At 43.0% G+C, this 20,721-nt stretch carries 20 protein-coding genes and 2 riboswitches; of the genes, 15 read left to right on the plus strand and 5 right to left on the minus strand.

The window, feature by feature from the left end:
* The first annotated feature begins 169 nt into the window (after window positions 1-169).
* Window positions 170-1,351, plus strand: coding sequence for an O-antigen ligase family protein (locus DKT75_RS03305; protein ID WP_158278788.1), 1,182 nt, complete (start codon window positions 170-172; stop codon window positions 1,349-1,351).
* A gap of 11 nt (window positions 1,352-1,362) precedes the next feature.
* A complete protein-coding gene (locus DKT75_RS03310) occupies window positions 1,363-2,778 on the plus strand; it encodes a lipopolysaccharide biosynthesis protein (protein WP_109822012.1) in 1,416 nt (471 codons plus the stop codon).
* Here DKT75_RS03310 and DKT75_RS03315 read toward each other — a convergent pair.
* The 4 genes from DKT75_RS03315 to DKT75_RS03330 form a co-directional block, all read right to left on the minus strand.
* The gene (locus tag DKT75_RS03315) at window positions 2,766-4,136 is read right to left on the minus strand and encodes a leucyl aminopeptidase family protein (RefSeq protein WP_109822013.1); all 1,371 of its coding nucleotides are present in this window, start codon (window positions 4,134-4,136) and stop codon (window positions 2,766-2,768) included. The genes DKT75_RS03310 and DKT75_RS03315 overlap by 13 nt on opposite strands.
* A gap of 20 nt (window positions 4,137-4,156) precedes the next feature.
* Complete coding sequence (locus DKT75_RS03320; protein WP_109822014.1) at window positions 4,157-5,029, minus strand: DUF4743 domain-containing protein; 873 nt, start codon at window positions 5,027-5,029, stop codon at window positions 4,157-4,159.
* Complete coding sequence (locus DKT75_RS03325) at window positions 5,030-5,869, minus strand: SDR family NAD(P)-dependent oxidoreductase (protein ID WP_109822015.1); 840 nt, start codon at window positions 5,867-5,869, stop codon at window positions 5,030-5,032. It abuts the gene before it with no gap.
* A 126-nt stretch (window positions 5,870-5,995) separates the two neighbouring features.
* The gene (locus DKT75_RS03330; protein ID WP_109822016.1) at window positions 5,996-6,649 is read right to left on the minus strand and encodes a sugar transferase; all 654 of its coding nucleotides are present in this window, start codon (window positions 6,647-6,649) and stop codon (window positions 5,996-5,998) included.
* Between the two features lie 301 nt (window positions 6,650-6,950).
* Between DKT75_RS03330 and DKT75_RS03335 the strand changes: the two genes are divergently transcribed.
* The gene (locus DKT75_RS03335; protein ID WP_109822017.1) at window positions 6,951-7,175 is read left to right on the plus strand and encodes an FmdB family zinc ribbon protein; all 225 of its coding nucleotides are present in this window, start codon (window positions 6,951-6,953) and stop codon (window positions 7,173-7,175) included.
* A gap of 21 nt (window positions 7,176-7,196) precedes the next feature.
* Here DKT75_RS03335 and DKT75_RS03340 read toward each other — a convergent pair whose 3' ends face one another.
* Complete coding sequence (locus DKT75_RS03340; protein WP_170310652.1) at window positions 7,197-7,964, minus strand: inositol monophosphatase family protein; 768 nt, start codon at window positions 7,962-7,964, stop codon at window positions 7,197-7,199.
* Between the two features lie 225 nt (window positions 7,965-8,189).
* Here DKT75_RS03340 and DKT75_RS03345 point away from each other — a divergent pair, with 225 nt between their 5' ends.
* From DKT75_RS03345 to ccoG, 12 genes are all read left to right on the plus strand, one after another.
* The gene (locus DKT75_RS03345; RefSeq protein ID WP_109822019.1) at window positions 8,190-8,774 is read left to right on the plus strand and encodes a ZrgA family zinc uptake protein; all 585 of its coding nucleotides are present in this window, start codon (window positions 8,190-8,192) and stop codon (window positions 8,772-8,774) included.
* 4 nt (window positions 8,775-8,778) lie between these two features.
* Window positions 8,779-9,687, plus strand: a complete 909-nt coding sequence (gene xerD, locus DKT75_RS03350; protein WP_109822020.1) for a site-specific tyrosine recombinase XerD — start codon at window positions 8,779-8,781, stop codon at window positions 9,685-9,687.
* Between the two features lie 70 nt (window positions 9,688-9,757).
* Window positions 9,758-10,519, plus strand: coding sequence for a DsbC family protein (locus DKT75_RS03355; protein WP_158278789.1), 762 nt, complete (start codon window positions 9,758-9,760; stop codon window positions 10,517-10,519).
* A 56-nt stretch (window positions 10,520-10,575) separates the two neighbouring features.
* Window positions 10,576-10,666: riboswitch (glycine riboswitch) on the plus strand.
* 4 nt (window positions 10,667-10,670) lie between these two features.
* Window positions 10,671-10,750, plus strand: a riboswitch (glycine riboswitch).
* A gap of 49 nt (window positions 10,751-10,799) precedes the next feature.
* Window positions 10,800-11,888 carry a glycine cleavage system aminomethyltransferase GcvT gene (gene gcvT, locus DKT75_RS03360; RefSeq protein WP_109822022.1) on the plus strand — a complete coding sequence of 363 codons (1,089 nt, stop codon included), beginning with the start codon at window positions 10,800-10,802 and terminating at the stop codon, window positions 11,886-11,888.
* A 63-nt stretch (window positions 11,889-11,951) separates the two neighbouring features.
* Window positions 11,952-12,338: a glycine cleavage system protein GcvH gene (gene gcvH / locus DKT75_RS03365; RefSeq protein WP_109822023.1), complete on the plus strand. Its 387-nt coding sequence runs from the start codon at window positions 11,952-11,954 to the stop codon at window positions 12,336-12,338.
* A gap of 28 nt (window positions 12,339-12,366) precedes the next feature.
* A complete protein-coding gene (gene gcvP / locus DKT75_RS03370; protein ID WP_109822024.1) occupies window positions 12,367-15,261 on the plus strand; it encodes an aminomethyl-transferring glycine dehydrogenase in 2,895 nt (964 codons plus the stop codon).
* Window positions 15,262-15,290: 29 nt separating this feature from the next.
* The gene (locus tag DKT75_RS03375; RefSeq protein WP_109822025.1) at window positions 15,291-15,653 is read left to right on the plus strand and encodes a diacylglycerol kinase; all 363 of its coding nucleotides are present in this window, start codon (window positions 15,291-15,293) and stop codon (window positions 15,651-15,653) included.
* 200 nt (window positions 15,654-15,853) lie between these two features.
* Window positions 15,854-17,299 (plus strand): cytochrome-c oxidase, cbb3-type subunit I, encoded by a 1,446-nt coding sequence (gene ccoN, locus DKT75_RS03380; RefSeq protein WP_109822026.1) that lies wholly within the window; start codon window positions 15,854-15,856, stop codon window positions 17,297-17,299.
* Between the two features lie 27 nt (window positions 17,300-17,326).
* Window positions 17,327-18,085 (plus strand): cytochrome-c oxidase, cbb3-type subunit II, encoded by a 759-nt coding sequence (ccoO, locus tag DKT75_RS03385; RefSeq protein WP_211665138.1) that lies wholly within the window; start codon window positions 17,327-17,329, stop codon window positions 18,083-18,085.
* Window positions 18,086-18,117: 32 nt separating this feature from the next.
* A complete protein-coding gene (locus tag DKT75_RS03390) occupies window positions 18,118-18,321 on the plus strand; it encodes a cbb3-type cytochrome c oxidase subunit 3 (protein ID WP_109822027.1) in 204 nt (67 codons plus the stop codon).
* On the plus strand, window positions 18,314-19,240 hold the full coding sequence (gene ccoP, locus DKT75_RS03395) for a cytochrome-c oxidase, cbb3-type subunit III (RefSeq protein WP_109822028.1): 927 nt from the start codon (window positions 18,314-18,316) through the stop codon (window positions 19,238-19,240). Before DKT75_RS03390 ends, ccoP begins: the two co-directional genes overlap by 8 nt.
* Window positions 19,241-19,304: 64 nt before the next feature.
* Window positions 19,305-20,714 carry a cytochrome c oxidase accessory protein CcoG gene (gene ccoG / locus DKT75_RS03400; RefSeq protein WP_109822029.1) on the plus strand — a complete coding sequence of 470 codons (1,410 nt, stop codon included), beginning with the start codon at window positions 19,305-19,307 and terminating at the stop codon, window positions 20,712-20,714.
* The last annotated feature ends 7 nt before the right edge of the window (window positions 20,715-20,721 follow it).

Genomic DNA, 20,721 nt, shown 5'->3' on the forward strand with positions numbered 1-20,721 from the left:
TCACGATAGTGGGTTGTGTGGCAAACCATCCTTCTGGAATACCGCAGACTTTATCCCCTTGAGTGATTGTTAATACATCACCTAGGGTAGAGTGACGGAACTAGCAGCTTACAAAACATCAATAATTAAAATGATAAGTAACAGTAATGCACCTCAACAGCCATCTGTAATGACAAAACCAAAAATGAGCTTTGTCCATCGTTTAGCATGGTACTGCTTGTTGTTAATGGTATTTCTGATTCCATGGGGAGAGGGTTTGTATGATGGCGCGGCCAAGGTCATGGCTATGCCGACAATCGCTTTATCACTTGTTATGGTGGTTCTTGAGGGAACGCATCGCCGCTTTTTTGCTTTTAATTTCTTTGCTTTATTACTGGGTGTTTGGTACTTGGTAGGTGTTTGGTGGGCGCCAGATCTCGAGTGGGCAAAAGAAATCGTAAAAACTTATGTCATGTTAATCCTCATGTCATTCATGTTTACTTACTTAATAAACAGTGAATATAAGTTTCGTTGGATCTATCAGGCTTATGTATTAGGTGCTTTGGCAGCGACAGGAATTATTTTCAATAATTACCTTAATGGCATCACTGGCCCTTATTATAATCGCTATACGGTTGAGAATATTGAAACGGATAATATGGCAATTCTGTTGTCGTTTGGTATCCCTTTAGCCGTTTGGCTCTATACCCAGTATCAACAGTGGTGGCTTAAGCTACTTAATGTGATGGCTATTCCTATCATTTTTTATGGCATCTTTTTGACTGGTACCCGAACAGGCTTGGTAACAGGGATGTTGGGGATGATGTATTTGGCATTTACGCAGAGAAAAGCATCGTTTAACTTAAAAATGATTTATGTTGGCGGTGCGATTGGCGCTGCTATAGCCGTGATTAGTTTGGCACCACCAGAGTCCGTTGAGCGTATATTCTCCATTGGTAAAGCACTTCAGAGTGGTGACTTAAACCATCGAGAAGTGCTTTGGGCGAAAAGTCTCTCGGTATGGTTAGATAATCCGATACTAGGTAATGGCACAGGGTCACTTGGCTATGTACTGAATCCGCTTCATGAAGACTTCAAATGGGCACATAATGCCTATGTTCAAATCTTAGCAGAGAATGGCCTTATTGGTCTGTTGATCTATTTAGCAATGATAGGGAGCTTGCTTTACTACATCACCAAGTGTGGGATTGAAAATCAAATATTTCTGTTCACACTTTGGGTCACGATAGCGATATCTCAGATGACGCTACATTCTCAGAACTTAAAAGAAGTCTGGTTTATTTGGTCTCTTATCGGGATTCATGGTTATCACTACTCACACAAGTTTGCCAAAGCCCGACGTGGGCATTAGAGACAACATTCATGTTAGTTAAAAACAGTAGTATTTATGTGCTGGCAAAGGCAATTCCTGGGTTAATGGCGTTCACTGCATTAGCTGTTTACACTCATCTATTAACGCCTCAAGAGTATGGTATTTACACCTTAATATTCTCTGCAGCATTATTTTTACACAGTGCGGTGTTTAACTGGCTACCAGTCGGAATGATGCGATTTTGGCCAGGTGGTACCTACAAAGATAGCGCCTTTATCTCGACACTTGGTGTTATCTATCTAAGGTTGCTCACTCCCATAGGCGTCATCATAGTGCTAGCGTTGCTAATACTTGGGTGGGATTACATCTTGCAGATCATGGCAGGTGTGCTGTTACTGACAGGTTTCGCAGTTTTAACGATTGGCCAGCAACTACAGTCTGCTCAGATGTTGCCAAATCGTTATGCGATCATGACAATAAGCTATTCATCATTAGCGTTAGCTTTCGGAGCAGCGCTTGCCTACTTTGGCTTTGGTCCTACCGGCGTTGTAATAGGTGTTGCCTGCGGTATGTTATTACCAGCCGTAGTTATTAGTGCTAGAAGTTGGGCTTTATTCGACAGGACTCTGTATACCCCAGAACTCACACAAAAGCTATTGATGTACGGGATGCCCTTAGCGGCGTCATTTTTCTTAGATGAAGTCGCAAACTTATCAGATCGTTACATGCTGGCATGGTTGGTCGATGAAGCAGAGGCAGGTAAGTACGCAGTGGGTTACGATTTGGCGGGTAATTCCATCATGATGGTGATGAATGCAATCAACCTTGCAGCATACCCAATGATCGTTAAGTTGCTTGACCAAAAAGGTAAAGAGGCTGCATTAGAGTACTTCAATACTTACGTTATTTTGCTACTCGGTATTTCGATTCCAGCGGTAATGGGTCTGTCTCTTGTGGGGCCGGGCTTAGTTGATATGATGATTGGAGAAGAGTACCGAGAGTCGGTAACTTTGATATTGCCATGGGTTGCGAGCGCTATTTTCTTTATGGGGCTAGGTGCATTCTACTTTCACCTGCCATTTCAGCTTGGTAATAAAAACTTCGGTATTTTCCGTATTGCAGGAGCAACTGCTGTACTCAACCTTGCGCTGAATTTTTGGCTTATTCCTAAAATGGGAATGCACGGAGCAGCGATAGCAACACTCTTGTCGTTTATGTTTAGTGCTGCGCTAGGTTTTATCTACGGTAGAAAGGTCTTTCCAATTCCATTTCCAGGAAAAGAAGTCGGCAAAATTATCATTGCAACGTTATTCATGGGCTTTTGTCTTTGGTTCTTGAAAGACTTAAGAGGCTGGGACTGGTTGGCATTACAAATGGTGGTTGGCTTAGGAAGTTACGGTGTAGCAAGTTACCTGCTTAACATTGGTGGTATTAAGCAGGTAATTAAGGCGCGTTACGCTGGGTAACGGTTCTGTAAATAATCAAATACAGCAAATAAACCCATCGCCTCGCCACCTAATGGTCGGCCGGGGCGTTTGCGTACATTGAAGGCCATCAGGTCGATGTGTGCCCATGAAATATCTTCATCGACAAACTCGTTAAGGTATAAAGCTGCAGAAATTGCACCACCATAACCGCTAGCGCTATTCACCATATCAGCTACATTGCTTTCAAGGCCGTAAAAGTAGGGCTTGTATAACGGTAGTTGCCAAATAAGCTCTTCACTTTTGACTGATTGGCGTTGAATATCTTGAGCGACGTCATTGTCATTACTAAAGATAACAGGTACTTCAGTACCTAGTGCCACACGAGCAGCGCCTGTCAGTGTGGCGAAATCAATGATTAGGTCTGGATAAGCATCGCAGGCGAGAGATAACGCATCGCACAGTACCAAGCGACCTTCAGCATCCGTATTATCTATCTCAACAGTCTTACCACTACGCGTTTTGATCACATCACCAGGTCTAAATGCATCGCCTGAAATTGCGTTGTCTACTGCAGGGACCAGAACTTCAAGTGATACTGGAAGTTGAAAAGCCATGACGAGTTTAGCTAGTCCTAAAACGTGAGCAGCGCCGCCCATGTCTTTCTTCATTTGGCGCATGAAGTTAGAGCCCTTGATGTCCAAGCCGCCCGTATCAAAGCAAACACCTTTACCAACCAACGAGAGTCTCGGGTTTTCTGGCTCACCCCATGTTAATGACAGTAAGCGTGGCGCGTGGTCGCTTGCTCTACCAACAGCATGAATAGTGGGGAAGTTTTGAGTTAATAAGTCATCCCCAACAATTTCGCTAAACTCTGCATCATATTCATTTGCCAATGTTTCTAGCTCTTGTGACAAGTGCTCCGGCATCATGTGGTTTGCAGGTAGGTTAATTAGATCGCGTACCGTGCAAAGCGAATCGTAAAACGCTGTAACCGTTGTTTTGAGAGCGCTAGGCAAGTGAAGTAGTGGCATCGCTTTGTCGTTATCAATGAACTGGTCAAACTTGTAACTACCTAAGCCCCAGCCAATAAGCGCTTGAGTTTGCTCTTCAGTCGTCCAGCTACATTGTAGCTCGTAGTGGTTGACGGGTAGCTGAGTTGGTAAGCCAGAAATTGACCATCGACGATCACCTTTTCTTGCCACACCAATCAATACTTCAGCAAGCTCGCCCATTTCATTGCTAATTAGGCAGTACTCACCTTCCTTTGCCTCAAAGTCACTTTGTTGAATCCAGTTGCCTACTGCAGGCTTTGAGTGCTCGATCAGTGATTCAAGCTGACTCTTAGTAACAGGAGTAATGGGAATGTAAGAATTTTTTAGGTCACTGGAATAAGGCATATAAGTTACTCGGCTATATATTAGGTATGTATTTGAATAGGGGATGGCTTTGCATAAAGCAGACTGCATATTTCCTGATAGTCAGGATGGCTTGAGTCGATTAGGCCTAAGCGTATTAGTAAGTCGATATTAACGAGGTTGCAGTTACTTTTAAATTCACTTGTCTCATCAGTGATTTTTGCCATTTCTTCGATAGGCATTAATTTAAAAGACTCAACCTCACCGTCAGTATTGTGTGGAACGAAGTCTTCAGGAAGCCAAAGGTCATAGTTAAACAAACCATCATTATGCAAACCGCGTTCGCCGGCATTGCAATAGTGAATCTCGCCTTCAAAGGTGGCAGTCGCTGCGACTTCAGGTGTGATATCTGCTTCTTCTTGTGATTCTTTAATGATGTTTTCTTGAGGGCTGAGGCCAAAAGGCTGACCGCCAGCGACGATTTGATCCAGCATGCCTGGCCAAAATGGCTTACTCAAAGAGCGCTCAGCGATCCAAATATAAATACCGTCTGCTTTTCGTACTAAGCCATTTAAGTGTACGCCATAGCCCCTAGTACCTAAAAATGCCACTGCCGCGCGTTCAATAAGCATCGCGCTAGGGCTGTCAAAGCTTTCACTAATGTTGTATTGCTCACCAACCCATGAGTCAATGATACCTTTTTTATGCAACGCCCACATGACTTCATTAGCAGCGTTAGTGCGAAGCTCTGGTGTATTTAGCTCAGGGTTTAAGTACAAGCCCTGACTGTCAGCACTAAAAACTTCTGGCCACTCAATAAGGTGTTGAATATGTGTCTTATGAGTCAGTCCATAGCAGGTTTTACCAATGAAAAAAGGTAAAAAATCTTCAGCAGGGTAGCTGTTACATTGTTTTATGTGATCAAGGTAAGACATCTATTTCATTTCCGATTTAGAGACGTAAAGTAATACTTTGTCTAACCAGCGAGTCGGCAGGATACGTTTCAAATATCCAAACAAGTAGGTCGGAAAAGTCACGTAGTACCGTGCTTTTGGTTTGTTGCTTTCGAGCGCATGAATGACTTTCTTCAATACCGCTTCAGCGGGAAGTGTAAAGGGTGCAGCAGGGCCGATGGTTTCCATGCGTTTAATCTGGCGCAAATATTTTTTCGAGTGATGACTATTCTCAATATCGATATTAGCTTTGAAGGCTTTTAGAGAGTTTTTTCGAAAGTCACTTTCTACTGGGCCGGGCTCAATAAGGCATACATCAATGTTACTAGAGTGAAGTTCTAGGCGCAGTGTGTCAGCCATACCTTCAAGTGCATACTTGCTCGCGTTATAAGAGCCACGGTATGGTAGTGAAATAATACCAAGTACAGAGCTATTGAAAATAATGCGTGCTTTGTCTTGTTTCCTAAGCAAAGGAATCAATAGGTTGTTTAACTCAACCCAGCCAAAAAAGTTGGTAGCAAACTGAGTTTCTAATACTTTACGGCTCAAGTCTTCGATAGCGCCCGGTTGCCCATAGGCAGCATTGTGAAATACGGCATACAGTTCGCCATTACAAAGCTCATGCACTTTTTTGACGGCCTGGTGAATGCTGTCTGAGTCGCTGACTTCTAAGTTGATAACTTCAAGACCTTCAGCCTCAAGTTTGGCAATATCATTTTCTGTTCTTGCTGTCGCAATGACACGATAACCTTTCACTTTTAAGCCTAAGGCTGTGCAATAACCGATTCCGGTTGAACAACCTGTAATAAGTACATTTTTCATGCGAATTATCCTAACAGAAAGCTATTTGTATGATTAGAATAAATCATCACATAGTCGTTAGTCCAAATACACAAAAACCTGCATCCTCGTTAAAGAATGCAGGTTTTGAAAGAAGCAGGGCTTATTTTAGTAAGCGCCGCGACCTTGAAATATTACACTTAATGTTTTGAACATAAGAAACATATCCGTATGCATTCTCCAGTTCTCAATGTAATAGCAATCTAGACTGATGCGTTCACGGTAAGTTGTGTCATTTCGACCACTGACTTGCCATAAACCTGTCATACCTGGACGAGCTGACATGTACTTTTGGGTAAGTGCTCCATACATTGCTAATTCATCTGCAACGACAGGGCGGGGACCAACAAGGCTCATATCACCTTTTAAAACGTTGAACAGTTGTGGTAACTCGTCAAGACTGGTTTTACGAAGAAAACCACCAATACGGGTTATACGAGGGTCGTTCTTTAGCTTGAAATCTTTCTTCCACTCGGCACGAGCGTCAGGGTTGTTAGCTAGAAAGTCTTCCAAAAATTGTTGAGAGTCCATAATCATGCTGCGAAACTTAAAGCACTTAAACGATTTCCCACCATATCCAACACGGGACTGGCTAAAAAGACTAGAGCCACCGTCACGGTAAATCAAAAAAGCAATTACAATAAGTATGGGGGAAAATAAAGTAATGAGTGTAAGGGAGCCAACAATATCCATGGCACGTTTAAGCGAGTTGCTTCCGAGGTCGATGTCAGAGGCCTTCCATTGAGCTGACACTTTTTCCATTGTCTATCCTCATCGATAGTTAAATATGTAACAGGGGTATGAAGTAATACGCTATTTGTAGTCTACCGCTCATCAACTGGAAATCTGTTTACTTGTAGACGGTAGCTTTAGTCCAGCCGGATGGTATGTCGCTATTTAAAAGTGTATGAAAACTTGTCGTTCTATCGTGTGATAGCTAATATTTTACTCTGCTTGAAATAGAAGCAGGTGCTTGTTTTAGTTGCTTCAATATACTTGAAAGCCTATGCTTCACGCCCATAATTGTAGTGTGTTAGACAGTTCTTTTTTTACGAGGTTAGTTATGCCAATTTATGAATATCAGTGTGCAGAGTGCAAGCATGTTGAAGAAGTGATACAGAAAATCAGCGATGAGCCATTATCGGTTTGCCCAGCATGCAACAAGCCAGCTTTGAAGAAGAAGGTGTCTGCAAGTGGTTTTCGTTTGAGTGGTGATGGTTGGTATGAGACTGACTTTAAGAGCGGGAATAAGAAGAACTTAGCAGATAAAGGAAGTAACTCAGAGTAGAGTTACCTCCTCATTGATCGTTTAAACGTAGTTTAGGCGATCAAGTAATGCTTTATGTGTCGCTGCAGAGTTGCACGCTAAAACAGTCGTTGTATCTAGCGTTAATGCGTTACCAGACAAGTCTGTGAATGTTCCACCTGCTTCACCCACGATAACTGATAATGCAGCAATATCGAGGATGTTCACATCTGACTCTAGGACGATGTCAATTTTACCGCTTGCAAGTAAGTGGTAATGATAGAAATCACCGTAACCACGAATGCGGTGCACTTCTTGAACTAACTCACCAACCGTCTGCCACTGTGGCTTCGACGCGACTGTTGCGATATTACCCAGTGATAACGTTGCTTTACTAATATCAGTAATGTCACCCACTTCAATCTTCTCGCCATTTAGCCAAGCGCCTTGGCCTTTTTCGGCGTATGCCATCTCTTTAAACCCTGGGGCATTTGATACACCAACGATTAGCTCACCTTTATGCATCAATGCAATTTGCGTTGAGAAGAAAGGGTAGCCACGAACAAAGCTTTTTGTTCCATCGATAGGATCAATTAGCCAGTTGTAGTCAGCGTCTTCGTTAACTTTCCCTGTTTCTTCACCGAAAAAACCATGGTCAGGAAACGCATCAAGAATGATCTTTTTGATCGTTTCTTCTGTTTCAATATCGGCAATAGTTACGGGACTTTGGTCAGGTTTTATTTCAACCTCGAACTCGCCAGCATAGTACTTATCAATAACTACTTGGGCTGCCTGAGCAGCTTCGATTGCAATTTTTAGAAACGGTGACATTCGTATTCCTTGTGTAAAGAGTGGTGTGGGGATGTTGATAGTGTAATCTATATCGCCCTTTTTTCGCAGGCGAAGTTAACAATATTGAGGATAAATGACAAGGATGTGGGGGGAGGTGACTTAGCTAATTTAGGCATTATTCATGTTATTTATATCATTTTAATGTCATTTTAATGTGTCGTTATTTACACTAGCGTCATATTTAAATTTAACGAGGTCAATCAAATGACTTTTACTTCTCGTTTGGCAGCCTTATGCGTGTTGTCCATCTCTACCGCAATTGCTGTTCCACTTCATGGTCCTCATGAGCATGGGACACTCGCGGTGGCACTCATAAAAGAAGACAGTTTTTTAACGTTTAGAATGGTCGTTCCGGCTCAGGATTTGTTGGGCTTTGAAGATTCTCCAAAAAAGCCTGAGCAAAAAAAGAAGTTAAATGATCAGTATGCCAAGCTATATAAAGAAGAAGCGCTATCGAAACTCTTTAAGTTTACGCCTGCGAATACTTGCTGGGCTTACAGTGCAGACATGGACTCAGAAATGCTTGATTATCATGAGCATACAGACAACGAAAAAGAAAAATCTAACCCAAAAGACGTTCATAGTGTAGGTAATGCGAAAGGGCATAGTGATTTTGAGTTGGTCTATACCTTTGAGTGTGATGAGGTTGACAGTTTGCAAATCACTTTTAATGAAGTTTTTCCAAGTATCCGTAAAGTAGATTTTTACGGTAAAGGTGAGTTGAAAGGAAAAGTGCTACGTTCATTACCCGCAGATAGGGCAATAGTTAGTGGAAGCGAGTTGAAATAATCATTTGAGCCAATTAATAGAGCCATCGCAAATAATTGATAACTTCCTTGATGCCTTATGGTCTGAGAGGGGGTTAAGCCAAAACACGCTAGCCGCTTATGGTCGAGACTTGAAAGCTTGGGCTAAGTGGTTGGACGTTGAAAAATCATTGAGTTTATTCGAGGCTGACTCAATTGTATTACAGCAGTATTTGGCATTTAAAGGTAAGGAAGGCGCGAAGACAAGCAGCATGGCGCGTGTATTGTCTAGCTTACGGCGCTTTTATCGCTATCAAGTTAGACAAGGCTTGATGACGGAAGACCCTACTGCTTTGATCGATGCGCCACGCATTGGCCGCTCATTACCTAATACATTATCTGAAGCCCAAGTGGACGCGCTACTTGAAGCACCAGATACTGACCATATGTTAGGTCTAAGAGATCGCGCAATGTTGGAGTTGTTATATGCTTCAGGTTTACGTGTTTCAGAGCTAATTACTTTAGACCTCTCACAAGTTAACCTACAAATGGGGGTTGTGCGGGTTGTCGGTAAAGGTAATAAAGAACGTTTAGTGCCTTTAGGTGATGTTGCTGTTGACTGGGTAACGGAATATTTGGCTATTTCTCGACCTCAATTGATGCAAGGCCAAGGTGTGTGTGATGAAACTTTTGTAACACGCAGGGGTAAGGGGATGACGAGGCAGGCTTTTTGGTATTTAATTAAGCGATATGCTGTGAATGCAGGGATTGAGCAATCTTTGTCTCCACATACATTACGTCATGCGTTTGCCACGCACTTATTGAACCATGGGGCTGACTTAAGAGTCCTACAAATGTTGTTAGGCCATAGCGACCTTTCAACAACACAAATTTATACTCACATAGCGCAAGCACGTTTGCAGGAAGTTCATAAGCAACATCACCCTCGTGGTTGATTTGCATCCATTCAGCCTGCTTACAGCGTAATGTTATTAACGTATTTAAAAAATAATGGTAGTTAAAAAAATGATTAAAAAAACATTATGGACAGCCACTTTAAGCTTTTGTTTATTGGCTTCTGGCGTTGCGAGCGCTGCTGTTGATTCTACTAGTAACGATGACACGGTCACTAAAAACTTAAACAAGGTACTTGTTGATACGTTTAAGTCTCAACCTGACTCTGTAGCCGAAAGTGTGATTGCTGGTTTGTACCAAGTTATGTATGGTACAGAAATCGTATATTTGAGTGCAGATGGTAAGTACTTTATTAGTGGTGATCTTCTAAACTTGAAAACGCGTGAGAACATGACTGAAGTGTCTCAGCGTAGTGTTCGAAAGAAGATGGTTGACGATTTCGAAACGGAAATGGTGACTTTTAAAGCGAAAGATGAAAAACACGTACTGCGCGTATTTACGGATATCGATTGTGGTTATTGCGCGAAACTACATCGTGAAATGAAAGATATTAATGCGCTAGGTATTACTGTTCAGTACATGGCTTTCCCACGTGCCGGTCTAAACTCACCGTCATACGATAAGATTGTTAGTGTGTGGTGTGCAGATGATCAGCAAAGTGCGATGACTAAGTCTAAGAACCGTCAAGCAGTCGCTTCGAAGACATGTGCAAACCCAGTAAAAGCACAATATGAGTTGGGTCAAGCACTAGGCGTTAACGGGACACCTGCATTACTAACTGAGTCTGGCCAGCTTATCCCTGGTTATATGCCAGCGGATCGTTTGCTTGCAACTTTAGAGCAGGCAAAGCCAAAGACTGTGTTTAACCAGTAAGTTATGAATGGCGCTTTAAATAGCGAACCGTTTTGACTATACTTCAGATATTAGCAACACACTTTACAGAAGAGAGTCGACGTAAGTTGGCCGCCGAAGACGCAAATCCGCCCGGAAACGCTCAGGCAAAAGAACTGTAACAGTGTGCTAGCTCTGGAGAACGGTATTTAAGTATACCTACCGAAGGGTTTAACTCGCAAAGCGAGGAATATCTCAGGTATCAGGACAGAGGGGCGGCAGACGTATAAACGTCTGCCGCCTTTTTTTATGGAGATTACTGATGCCACAGCGTACTGCACTTTATGAAAACCACCTCAAAGCTAACGCCAAAATCGTTGACTTTGCAGGCTGGGAAATGCCAATCAATTACGGTTCTCAAGTTCAAGAACACAATCTAGTCAGAACCGCTGCCGGTATGTTTGATGTGTCACACATGGTTGTTGTGGACATCACGGGTAAAGAGGTCGGTCCGTTCTTACGTTACTTGTTAGCAAACGACGTCGCCAAGTTAAAAACATCAGGTAAGGCGCTTTACAGTGGCATGCTCAATGAAACCGGTGGCGTGATTGATGACCTAATCGTTTATTACATGGATGATGAATTTTATCGTTTAGTGGTTAACGCAGGTACTCGCGACAAAGATCTAGCTTGGATCGAAAAGCAAAGCCAGTCTTACGACTTAAATATCCTAGTGCGTGATGACCTTTCTATGCTGGCCGTTCAAGGCCCTAAAGCAATCAGTATTGTTCAGTCTCTATTATCAGAAGAAAGCCGCAAAGCCGTTGAAGGCTTAGGTGTTTTTTATGCTGCTGAAGTCGAAGGTAAATTTATTGCGCGCACGGGTTACACCGGTGAAGAGGGCTACGAAATAATGGTGCCTAATGAGCAGGTTAGTGATTTCTGGGATGAGTTACTAGCTGCAGGTGTTGCACCGATTGGTTTGGGCGCACGTGACACCTTGCGTTTAGAGGCAGGTATGAACCTTTATGGCTCGGATATGGATGAGACTATCTCTCCTCTCATCGCAGGCATGGGTTGGACAATCGTTTGGGAGCCTTCAGATCGTAAATTTATCGGTCGTGAAGCACTAGAAGCTGAGAAAGCAGCCGGCGTCACTCAAAAATTAGTGGGTTTAGTACTGACGGGTAAAGGTGTTTTACGTGGGCATCAAAAGGTATATTGTGCGGCAGGTGAAGGTGAAATCACGAGTGGTACATTCTCGCCAACACTGGGTAAGTCAGTTGCTTTGGCGCGTGTACCTGTCGGCATCGACGGTGCGTGTGAAGTAGAAATTCGCGGCAAGCTACTTGCCGCAACAGTGGTTAAGCCAGTGTTTGTTCGTAACGGGCAATCGCAACTCGATTCTTAAAATTATTAATTAACTTTACGGTGGTAATTTATTTATCAGCGTAATGCTATGGAGCAAAAAAATATGAGTGATTTTCCTACAGATTTAAAATATACGAGTTCACATGAGTGGGTTCAAAAGAATGACGATGGCACGATCACGATGGGTATTTCTGATCATGCACAGGACGCGCTAGGTGACTTGGTATTTGTTGAGTTGCCAGAAGTGGGCGAGTCATTTGGTAAAGAAGAGCAGTTTGCGGTTGTTGAGTCAGTTAAAGCAGCATCAGATGTTTACTCACCAATTTCAGGTGAAGTCGTTGAAGTAAACGAATCTTTAGAAGATGCACCAGAGCAAGTTAATACACATCCTTTTGCTGAAGGTTGGTTGGTACGTATTAAACCTTCTGATGAGAGTGAGATAGATACTCTTATGGATGCTGAAGCTTACAAAGAGTCTTGCGACGAGTAATTTGTTTTAAAATTTAAAGGTCTGATGTATGAAAGGTTCTGTTCCTTATTCGCTACAAACGCTTGAACAACACGATGATTTTGTAAGACGGCACAACGGTCCAAGAGTGCAAGATGTTGAACATATGTTGTCTACTATTGGTGCAGATAGCTTGGATGACTTAGTTAACCAAACTGTCCCTAAAAAAATCTTGTCGGATCAAGGCTTAGCACTGGGTGGTGCATGTAGTGAGCAAGAAGCACTTTCAGCATTAAAGGCCATGGCTGACCAAAATATCGTAGCGACGTCATACATTGGTATGGGTTACTACGATACGGTTGTTCCGCCCGTTATTTTGCGAAACGTATTAGAAAACCCTGGTTGGTATACGGCGTACACGCCTTACCAGCCAGAGATTTCTCAAGGTCGTTTAGAAGCATTACTTAACTACCAGCAAGTAGTGACTGATCTAACAGGGGTGGACATTGCTAATGCCTCTCTACTGGATGAAGCAACGGCAGCTGCTGAAGCAATGTCTTTGTGTAAGCGCTCAAATCGTCTTAAAACGGACAAGTTTTTTGTTGATAAAAATATCCATCCACAAACACTAGATGTACTTAAGACGCGTGCTTACCATTTTGGTTATGAGTTGATCATTGGCGATGCTGCGACTGAGTTAGTAGAACATGAAGTGTTTGGTGTGTTGGTTCAGTACCCCGATACGACGGGTGCCATTACAGACCTTCAGCCATTAATTGATCAAGCACATAAGCAAAAAGCACTGATTTGTGTGGCGGCTGACTTGATGAGCTTATTGCTACTTAAGTCTCCAGGTGAAATGGGGGCGGATGTTGTTTTAGGCTCTGCTCAGCGTTTCGGAGTACCAATGGGCTTCGGTGGTCCTCATGCCGCATTCTTCGCAGTACGTGATAAGTTCAAGCGCACCATGCCAGGTCGATTGATTGGTGTGTCGGTTGATACTAAAGGTAACGCTGCTTTACGTATGGCATTGCAGACGCGTGAGCAACATATCCGTCGTGACAAGGCGACATCAAATATTTGTACTGCGCAGGCATTGCTAGCGAATATGGCTAGTTTTTACGCGGTATACCACGGCCCAGTGCGTCTAAAGCAGATTGCTCAGCGAATTAATCGTATGGCAAGTATTGCAGCACTTGGTTTGACGCAAAAAGGCATTGAATTAGCTAACGACACTTGGTTCGACACATTGACACTTAACCTTGGTGATAAGCGCGACAGTGTTTACGCGGCGGCACAAGCTAAAAATATCAACTTACGTTTGATGGGTGATGATCAAGTCGGTATCAGTTTTGATGAGCGTAAAACTCGCCAAGATCTAGAAATGTTATTTGATGTAATTTTGGGTGAGGGGCATGGCCTTTCAGTTGATACGCTAGATGCAGCATGCACAGCAGATAATGCTGATTGTATTAACGCTGAGTACGTGCGTGAAAGTGAATATCTAACGCATGCTGTGTTTAACACGTATCATTCAGAAACAGAGATGCTTCGTTATCTGAAACGTTTGGAGAATAAAGACTTCTCATTGACTCACGGAATGATTCCTTTGGGGTCTTGTACCATGAAGTTGAACGCTACGAGTGAAATGCTGCCAGTGACATGGCCTGAGTTTGCAGATATTCACCCGTTTGCTCCGAAAGAACAAACCATTGGTTATCGTGCAATGATTGCGGACTTGGAAACAAGTCTAGAAGAAATCACCGGTTACGATGCAATCTCTATGCAGCCAAACTCTGGCGCGCAAGGTGAGTACGCTGGTTTGGTCGCAATTAGTCGTTATCACGAAAGTCGCGGAGAAGGGCATCGTAATATTTGTCTGATTCCAAGTTCTGCTCACGGTACTAATCCTGCTTCGGCTGCGATGCTGAGTCAGAAAGTTGTCATTGTTGAATGTGATGAAAACGGTAACGTGGATATAGCAGACTTCAAAGCGAAGGCTGAGTTACATGCTGATAACCTAGCAAGCGTTATGATCACTTACCCTTCAACGCATGGTGTGTTTGAAGAAGCGGTGGTTGAGCTATGTGAAATTACACACCAGTTCGGTGGTCAGGTTTACATGGATGGTGCGAACTTAAATGCCCAGGTCGGTCTTTCTAAGCCGGGTAAATTTGGTTCTGACGTTTCTCATCTAAACCTACACAAAACATTCTGCATTCCTCACGGTGGCGGTGGTCCAGGTATGGGGCCGATCGGTGTTAAGTCACACCTTGCACCGTTCTTGTCTAGTCACGTAGTTAGTGCGGTTGATGATAAGGTTGAAGGTAATAGTGCAGTATCTGCAGCGCCTTATGGTAGTGCGGCTATTTTGCCAATCACTTGGATTTACATTAAACAGATGGGCGCTGAAGGTCTCAAGCGTGCAACTGAATTAGCGATTTTGAATGCTAATTACATCATGGAGCGTTTGGCGCCTCATTACCCTGTTTTGTTTAAGGGTGCTCAGAATCGAGTAGCACATGAGTGTATTATTGATATACGCCAAATTAAAGTAGCGTCAGGTATTACAGAAGAAGATATAGCAAAGCGTTTGATGGATTACGGTTTCCATGCGCCAACAATGTCATTTCCTGTAGCGGGAACGCTGATGATTGAGCCAACTGAGTCAGAGTCTCTAGGTGAGTTGGATCGTTTTTGTGATGCAATGATCGCTATTAAGCAAGAGATTGATAAGGTTCAAGCAGGTGGGTGGCCAGCGGATAACAACCCGCTTGTAAATGCACCTCATACATTAAGAGACTTAACCGAAGCTTGGGATCACCCTTACACTCAAGTTGACGCAGTGTTTCCAAAAGGTGTATTGCAAACGAGTAAATACTGGCCTACTGTTAGCCGTGTAGATAACGTCTATGGTGACCGTAATTTAGTGTGTGATTGCCCTAGTATAGATGCTTATCGTTAATCATCTAACTTGAAAAGAGTAGAACTTGCATGGCTAAAAGTACAAATATTGGGTTAAAACGTTTAATCAATGCATTTGGCTTTTCTATGCAAGGGCTGAAAGCCGCTTACAAAGGTGAAGAGGCTTTTCGTCAAGAAGTTGCTGTATTAGTGCTCGCTGTACCTCTCGCCTTTTGGCTAGGTGACACAGCTATTGAAGTTGCACTATTGATAGGTAGTATCATTTTAGTATTAGTTGTTGAATTACTAAACTCCGCTATTGAGGCCGTGGTTGACCGCTTTGGTGGAGAGTTACATGTACTGTCTGGTCAAGCAAAAGATATGGGATCATCTGCTGTATTATTGATTTCGATCAATGCGTTAATTATATGGTGTGCTGTAATATTGTTCTGAGGAGGCGATGGTTTATTTAAGAATTAGATTCTAATCATCACTTCTTAAAGAAAATTATCATTAATTATGTTTTTAGGGGCAGTAAGCAATGACTAATTCTGTTCTTGTATTGTATGATTGCCACCCTTAGAATGCTCGCCCGCTAGAGACCTACTTGTTTCTAGCTTTAGTTACGGATTAATTTAAATTGAGGTAATAGCATGGTTCATAGTAGTGCCAGCTCAACAGAGCTATATAACTATGACATTGTAAAGAAATTCGCAATAGCATCGCTTGTATGGGGTGTATTGGGAATGTTTACTGGGGTCTGGATTGCCTCAGAATTGGCTTGGCCTTTTCTGAATTTTGATATTGCGCAGATCAGTTTTGGTCGTTTGCGCCCAGTTCATACCAGCGGTGTTATTTTTGGCTTTGGTGGTAATGCGTTATTTGCAACGTCTTTCTACATTGTCCAACGTACCTGTCAGGCGCGTCTAGCCGGTACCTACACTACACATAACTTCTTATTTATCGGTTGGAACCTTGCGCTAGTGATAGCGGCTGTAGGCTATACGATGGGTATAACTCAGGCGCGTGAGTACGCAGAGCCTGAATGGTATGTGGATATCATGATTACCGCCGTATGGGTTGTCTACTTCTGGGTATTCGTGACAACGATTACTCGTCGTAATCAGCCGCATATCTATGTTGCGAACTGGTTCTTCATGGCGTTCATACTTGCTACCGCCATTCTCCACATATTCAATAACTTGGCTATGCCGGTTAGCTTCACTGGCGCTAAATCTTACAGTCTGTTTTCAGGCGCGCAAGATGCAATGACGCAATGGTGGTATGGGCATAACGCCGTTGGGTTCTTCCTAACCGCGGCATTCTTAGGAATGATGTACTACTTCGTACCTAAGCAAGCGGGCCGTCCTGTTTATTCATATCGTTTGTCGATCGTTCACTTTTGGGCGCTAGGATTTATGTATATGTGGGTTGGAACGCATCATCTTCATTGGACTGCGATTCCTGATTGGACTTCATCGCTAGCAGCTGTGTTCTCGATACTACTGTTGATGCCATCTTGGGGTGGAATGATCAACGGAATTATGACGTTGTCAGGTGCATGGGACAAACTACGTACTGACCCAATCATGATGTTCATGATTACTTCATTATCATTCTACGGGATGTCTACTTTCGAAGGGCCGATGATGGCACTGAAAGAAGTTAACGCACTTTCGCATTACACGGATTGGACAGTAGGTCATGTTCACTCTGGTGCGCTGGGTTGGGTGGCGATGATCACTATTGGTTCTTTCTACCATATGATCCCAAGACTGTGGAATACAACACTTTATAACATGCAGCTAGTGAAGGCTCACTTCTTCTTGGCGACGCTTGGTATTATCTTGTACATCACAGCAATGTGGGCATCAGGTATCGGTCAAGGAATCATGCTTCGTGAGTTTGACGAGTTCGGAAATTTAGCAAATACGTTTATCTCAACAGTAGTTATGTCACATGGCCCATTTGTTGTGCGCGCTGTTGGAGGCATGTTCTTCTTAACAGGAATGTTGTTGATGGTTTACAACATATTCATGACTATCTGCCAAGCGAAGCGTGAAGAGCGTGCTTCAATTGAACAGTCAGTTACTGCCTAAAAGATCAGAGAAAGCTGGAAATTATTCATGAAAATTAAGCACGAAATTTTTGAAACGAATATTGGTGTGCTGATCGTCTTTACTATGTTGGCAATCAGTATCGGTGGTCTAGTAGAGATCGCACCGTTGTTTTATATCAACGATACGGTCGAGGATGTACGTAATGCGGATGGTACGCAATCTGTACGTCCTTATTCGGGACTAGAGCAGCACGGTCGTGACATCTACACTCGTGAAGGTTGCTACAACTGTCACTCACAGATGATTCGCCCATTCCGTGATGAGGCGTTGCGCTACGGTCATTATTCGTTAGCAGCAGAGTCTCAGTATGATCACCCGTTCCAATGGGGGTCTAAGCGTACTGGACCGGATTTGGCTCGAGTAGGTGAGAAGTATTCTGACGCTTGGCATGTGAAGCATTTGATTGCTCCACGGTCGGTTGTACCTGAGTCAGTTATGCCTAACTACCCATGGTTGCAGAAGAACGATTTAGATTACTCACAGACGCAAGCGAAAATGCGAGCACTGAAAAAAGTGGGTGTGCCCTATTCGTCAACGCAAGAAGAGTATGAGGCGAATGTGAAGCAGTTTGGACAAGCTGTTGCAGACAAGTTAGATATCACTCGCGCAGATGAAAACTTAATTGCTGAAGCTGAAAATAATAACCGTGACGGCCTTCCAGATCGTATTACAGAGATGGATGCTTTAGTTGCCTATTTGCAAGTGCTTGGAACGATGATTGACTTCAAAGCACATGATGAGCATGAGTTCATCAAAACACGCTAATTAGCAGTATCACGTTTTAAGGAGTATTGAGTATGACAGATATATGGTTATGGATGTCTGACCTAGCGAATAGCAAGATAACGGCATTGCTGATTTTCTTTACGTTATTCTCTGGCATGCTGCTTTATGTTTATGGCGATAAAAAGCGCAGTAAACGGTTAGAGTCTTACAAAGATATTCCGCTAGATGATGATATTCACGAGAATATGACTAAAGGTGATAGAAAAAATGGGTGAAAGAGATCCGCTTACTGGTGCTGAAACAACAGGCCATACTTGGGATGACAACATTCAAGAGTTTAATAATCCACTACCTCGTTGGTGGTTATGGAGCTTCTATGCGACAGTTATCTTTGCGATTGTTTATTGGACGATGTACCCATCCTGGCCTGTAGCATCTAGCTACCTGAAGGGATTGACGACCATTACTTACCAAACTGATGCTGGTGAAGAGGTGACTTCTCACTGGAATACGCGTGCTTTATTACAGCGTGACATGCAGACCGGTAAAAGTGCAGTAGCACAAAAGACTTATCTTAAGGTTATTGAAGACTCTAGCTACGATGATATCGCAGTAGATGCTGATAAAATGGCGTTTGTTGAGTCTTATGGTAACGGTGTCTTTGGTGATTACTGTGCGGCATGTCATCAGTCTGGTGCTGGTGGAGTTGTCGGTGAATATCCTAACCTTATCGATGATGATTGGTTGTGGGGTGGGAGTTCAACAGAAATCGAAACTACCCTCAAAGCGGGTCGTGTAGGTTTCATGCCAGCCTTTGAAGAAACATTCAATGAAGAGCAATTAACTCAGGTTGCTAGTTATGTGTTGAGTATGTCTGGTGAAGAAAACGACGCAACCCTAGCTAAAGCCGGTGAAGAAATATTTCAGGGTCAAGTCGGTGGTTGTCATCTTTGTCACACAAGTGCAGGTACTGGTTTGAAGTCTCAAGGTGCTGCAAACTTGACGGATAAGATCTGGACGATTGCTGATGTTCGTGGTGCGACAACACCCGAAGAGAAATTAAGTCGTGTGAAGAGTGTTATCCATAACGGTGTTAACCGTGTCATGCCAAGCTGGAGCTCTCGTTTAAGTGATACTGAAATCAAAGTACTGACAGCTTACTTGCTAAACAAGCGTGCTACTGGCGACCAGTAATAACAACTTATGATAGGTGTCGCTAACATTCCCCGTTAGTGGCACCAAAATATCGGTGACTAAGATGAACGAAGTTCCTCTAAAGTTTGTTGAATACCAGAAGATCATCGAGCCTCGCTCTGTAAAAGGGCAATTTCGCAATATTAAGACCATTATTTTGATATTGGCTTTTGTCACTTACTTTCTTCTTCCTTGGCTTCCATGGTCTCGTGACATTGGTCCTAACCAAGCGGTTATATTTGACCTCTCAAGTCATAAATACTACCTATTTAATTTAGTCCTTCACCCTCAAGATATTCTTTCCTTGGCTATTTTGATGGTGTTTGCGGCAGCTTTTCTATTTTTCATTACAACCATAGCTGGCCGAGTATTCTGCGGTTTTTTCTGTTTTCAAACAATTTGGACGGATGCATTTCGCCTAATAGAAAGACTTATTCAAGGTGATAGAGTCACTCGTCTGCGACTGAAAAAGCAAAAATGGAACTTTGAAAAGGTTCGAAAGGTTGGTTTAACCACAGCACTTTGGTTAGCTTTAGCATTTTGGAGTGGACTAACCTTTACATTGTATTGGTCAGAAGCCGGCCAGCTATTAGTCGACTTCTTTACCGGCCAAGCACCACTAGCTGCATACATGTGTACCGCTATTTTAACAACAACGACATTTCTTGCAGCAGGTATGGCGAAAGATGTTATCTGTATGCATATTTGCCCATACTCTCGTTTTCAAAGCGCTATGTTTGATGAAAACACAGCGATAGTAAGTTATGACAAAGTACGTGGTGAAGGTGAGAATGGTCGGGCTAAACCACTAAAGACATTAAAAACACAAGAAGATCGTACAAAGGCTGGTGTAGGTGACTGCATTGATTGCAACTACTGTGTACAAGTATGCCCAATGGGTATTGATATTCGAGATGGTTTGCAGGTTGCTTGTATCCATTGCGGCTTATGTATTGATGCTTGTGATAATATTATGGATAAGCAGGGCTGGGCACATGGTCTTGTTAGTTTTAGCTCTGAAAATGCCTTAGCCAAAAAGAAGACATCTCGTTTTGGGATACGAACCATTGGATATGGTCTGGCATCGTTGATTGCGGGGGCTTTCTTAGTCTTTAGTGTTGTTAACTCTGCCAAGCTGACTGTTGATATTGCCCATGTTAGAAGTCCTTTGTATGTTGTTCTGTCTGATGGCTCGATACAAAACAGTTATAAATTTAAGTTTTACAACATGACCTCGAAGCCAGCTACTTTTGACCTCAGTGTCGAAGGACTCCCTAACGCTAAAGTTGATATTGGTAAGCTCAAACATATCGAGCTAAAAGCGAGTAGAGGGTTACGAGTGTCTGTTCGTGTAAGACAAGCAAGTGCTGATGTGAAGCGTAATGCTAATCAGCCTATTCGATTTAAGTTAACACCCATTAAGGGTGAGTTTGAGGAGGCGATTATTCATCCTTCTCAATTTATAACACCCTAGAGGCGCC

The organism is Leucothrix arctica, from assembly GCF_003172895.1.
Taxonomy (GTDB): Bacteria; Pseudomonadota; Gammaproteobacteria; order Thiotrichales; family Thiotrichaceae; genus Leucothrix; species Leucothrix arctica.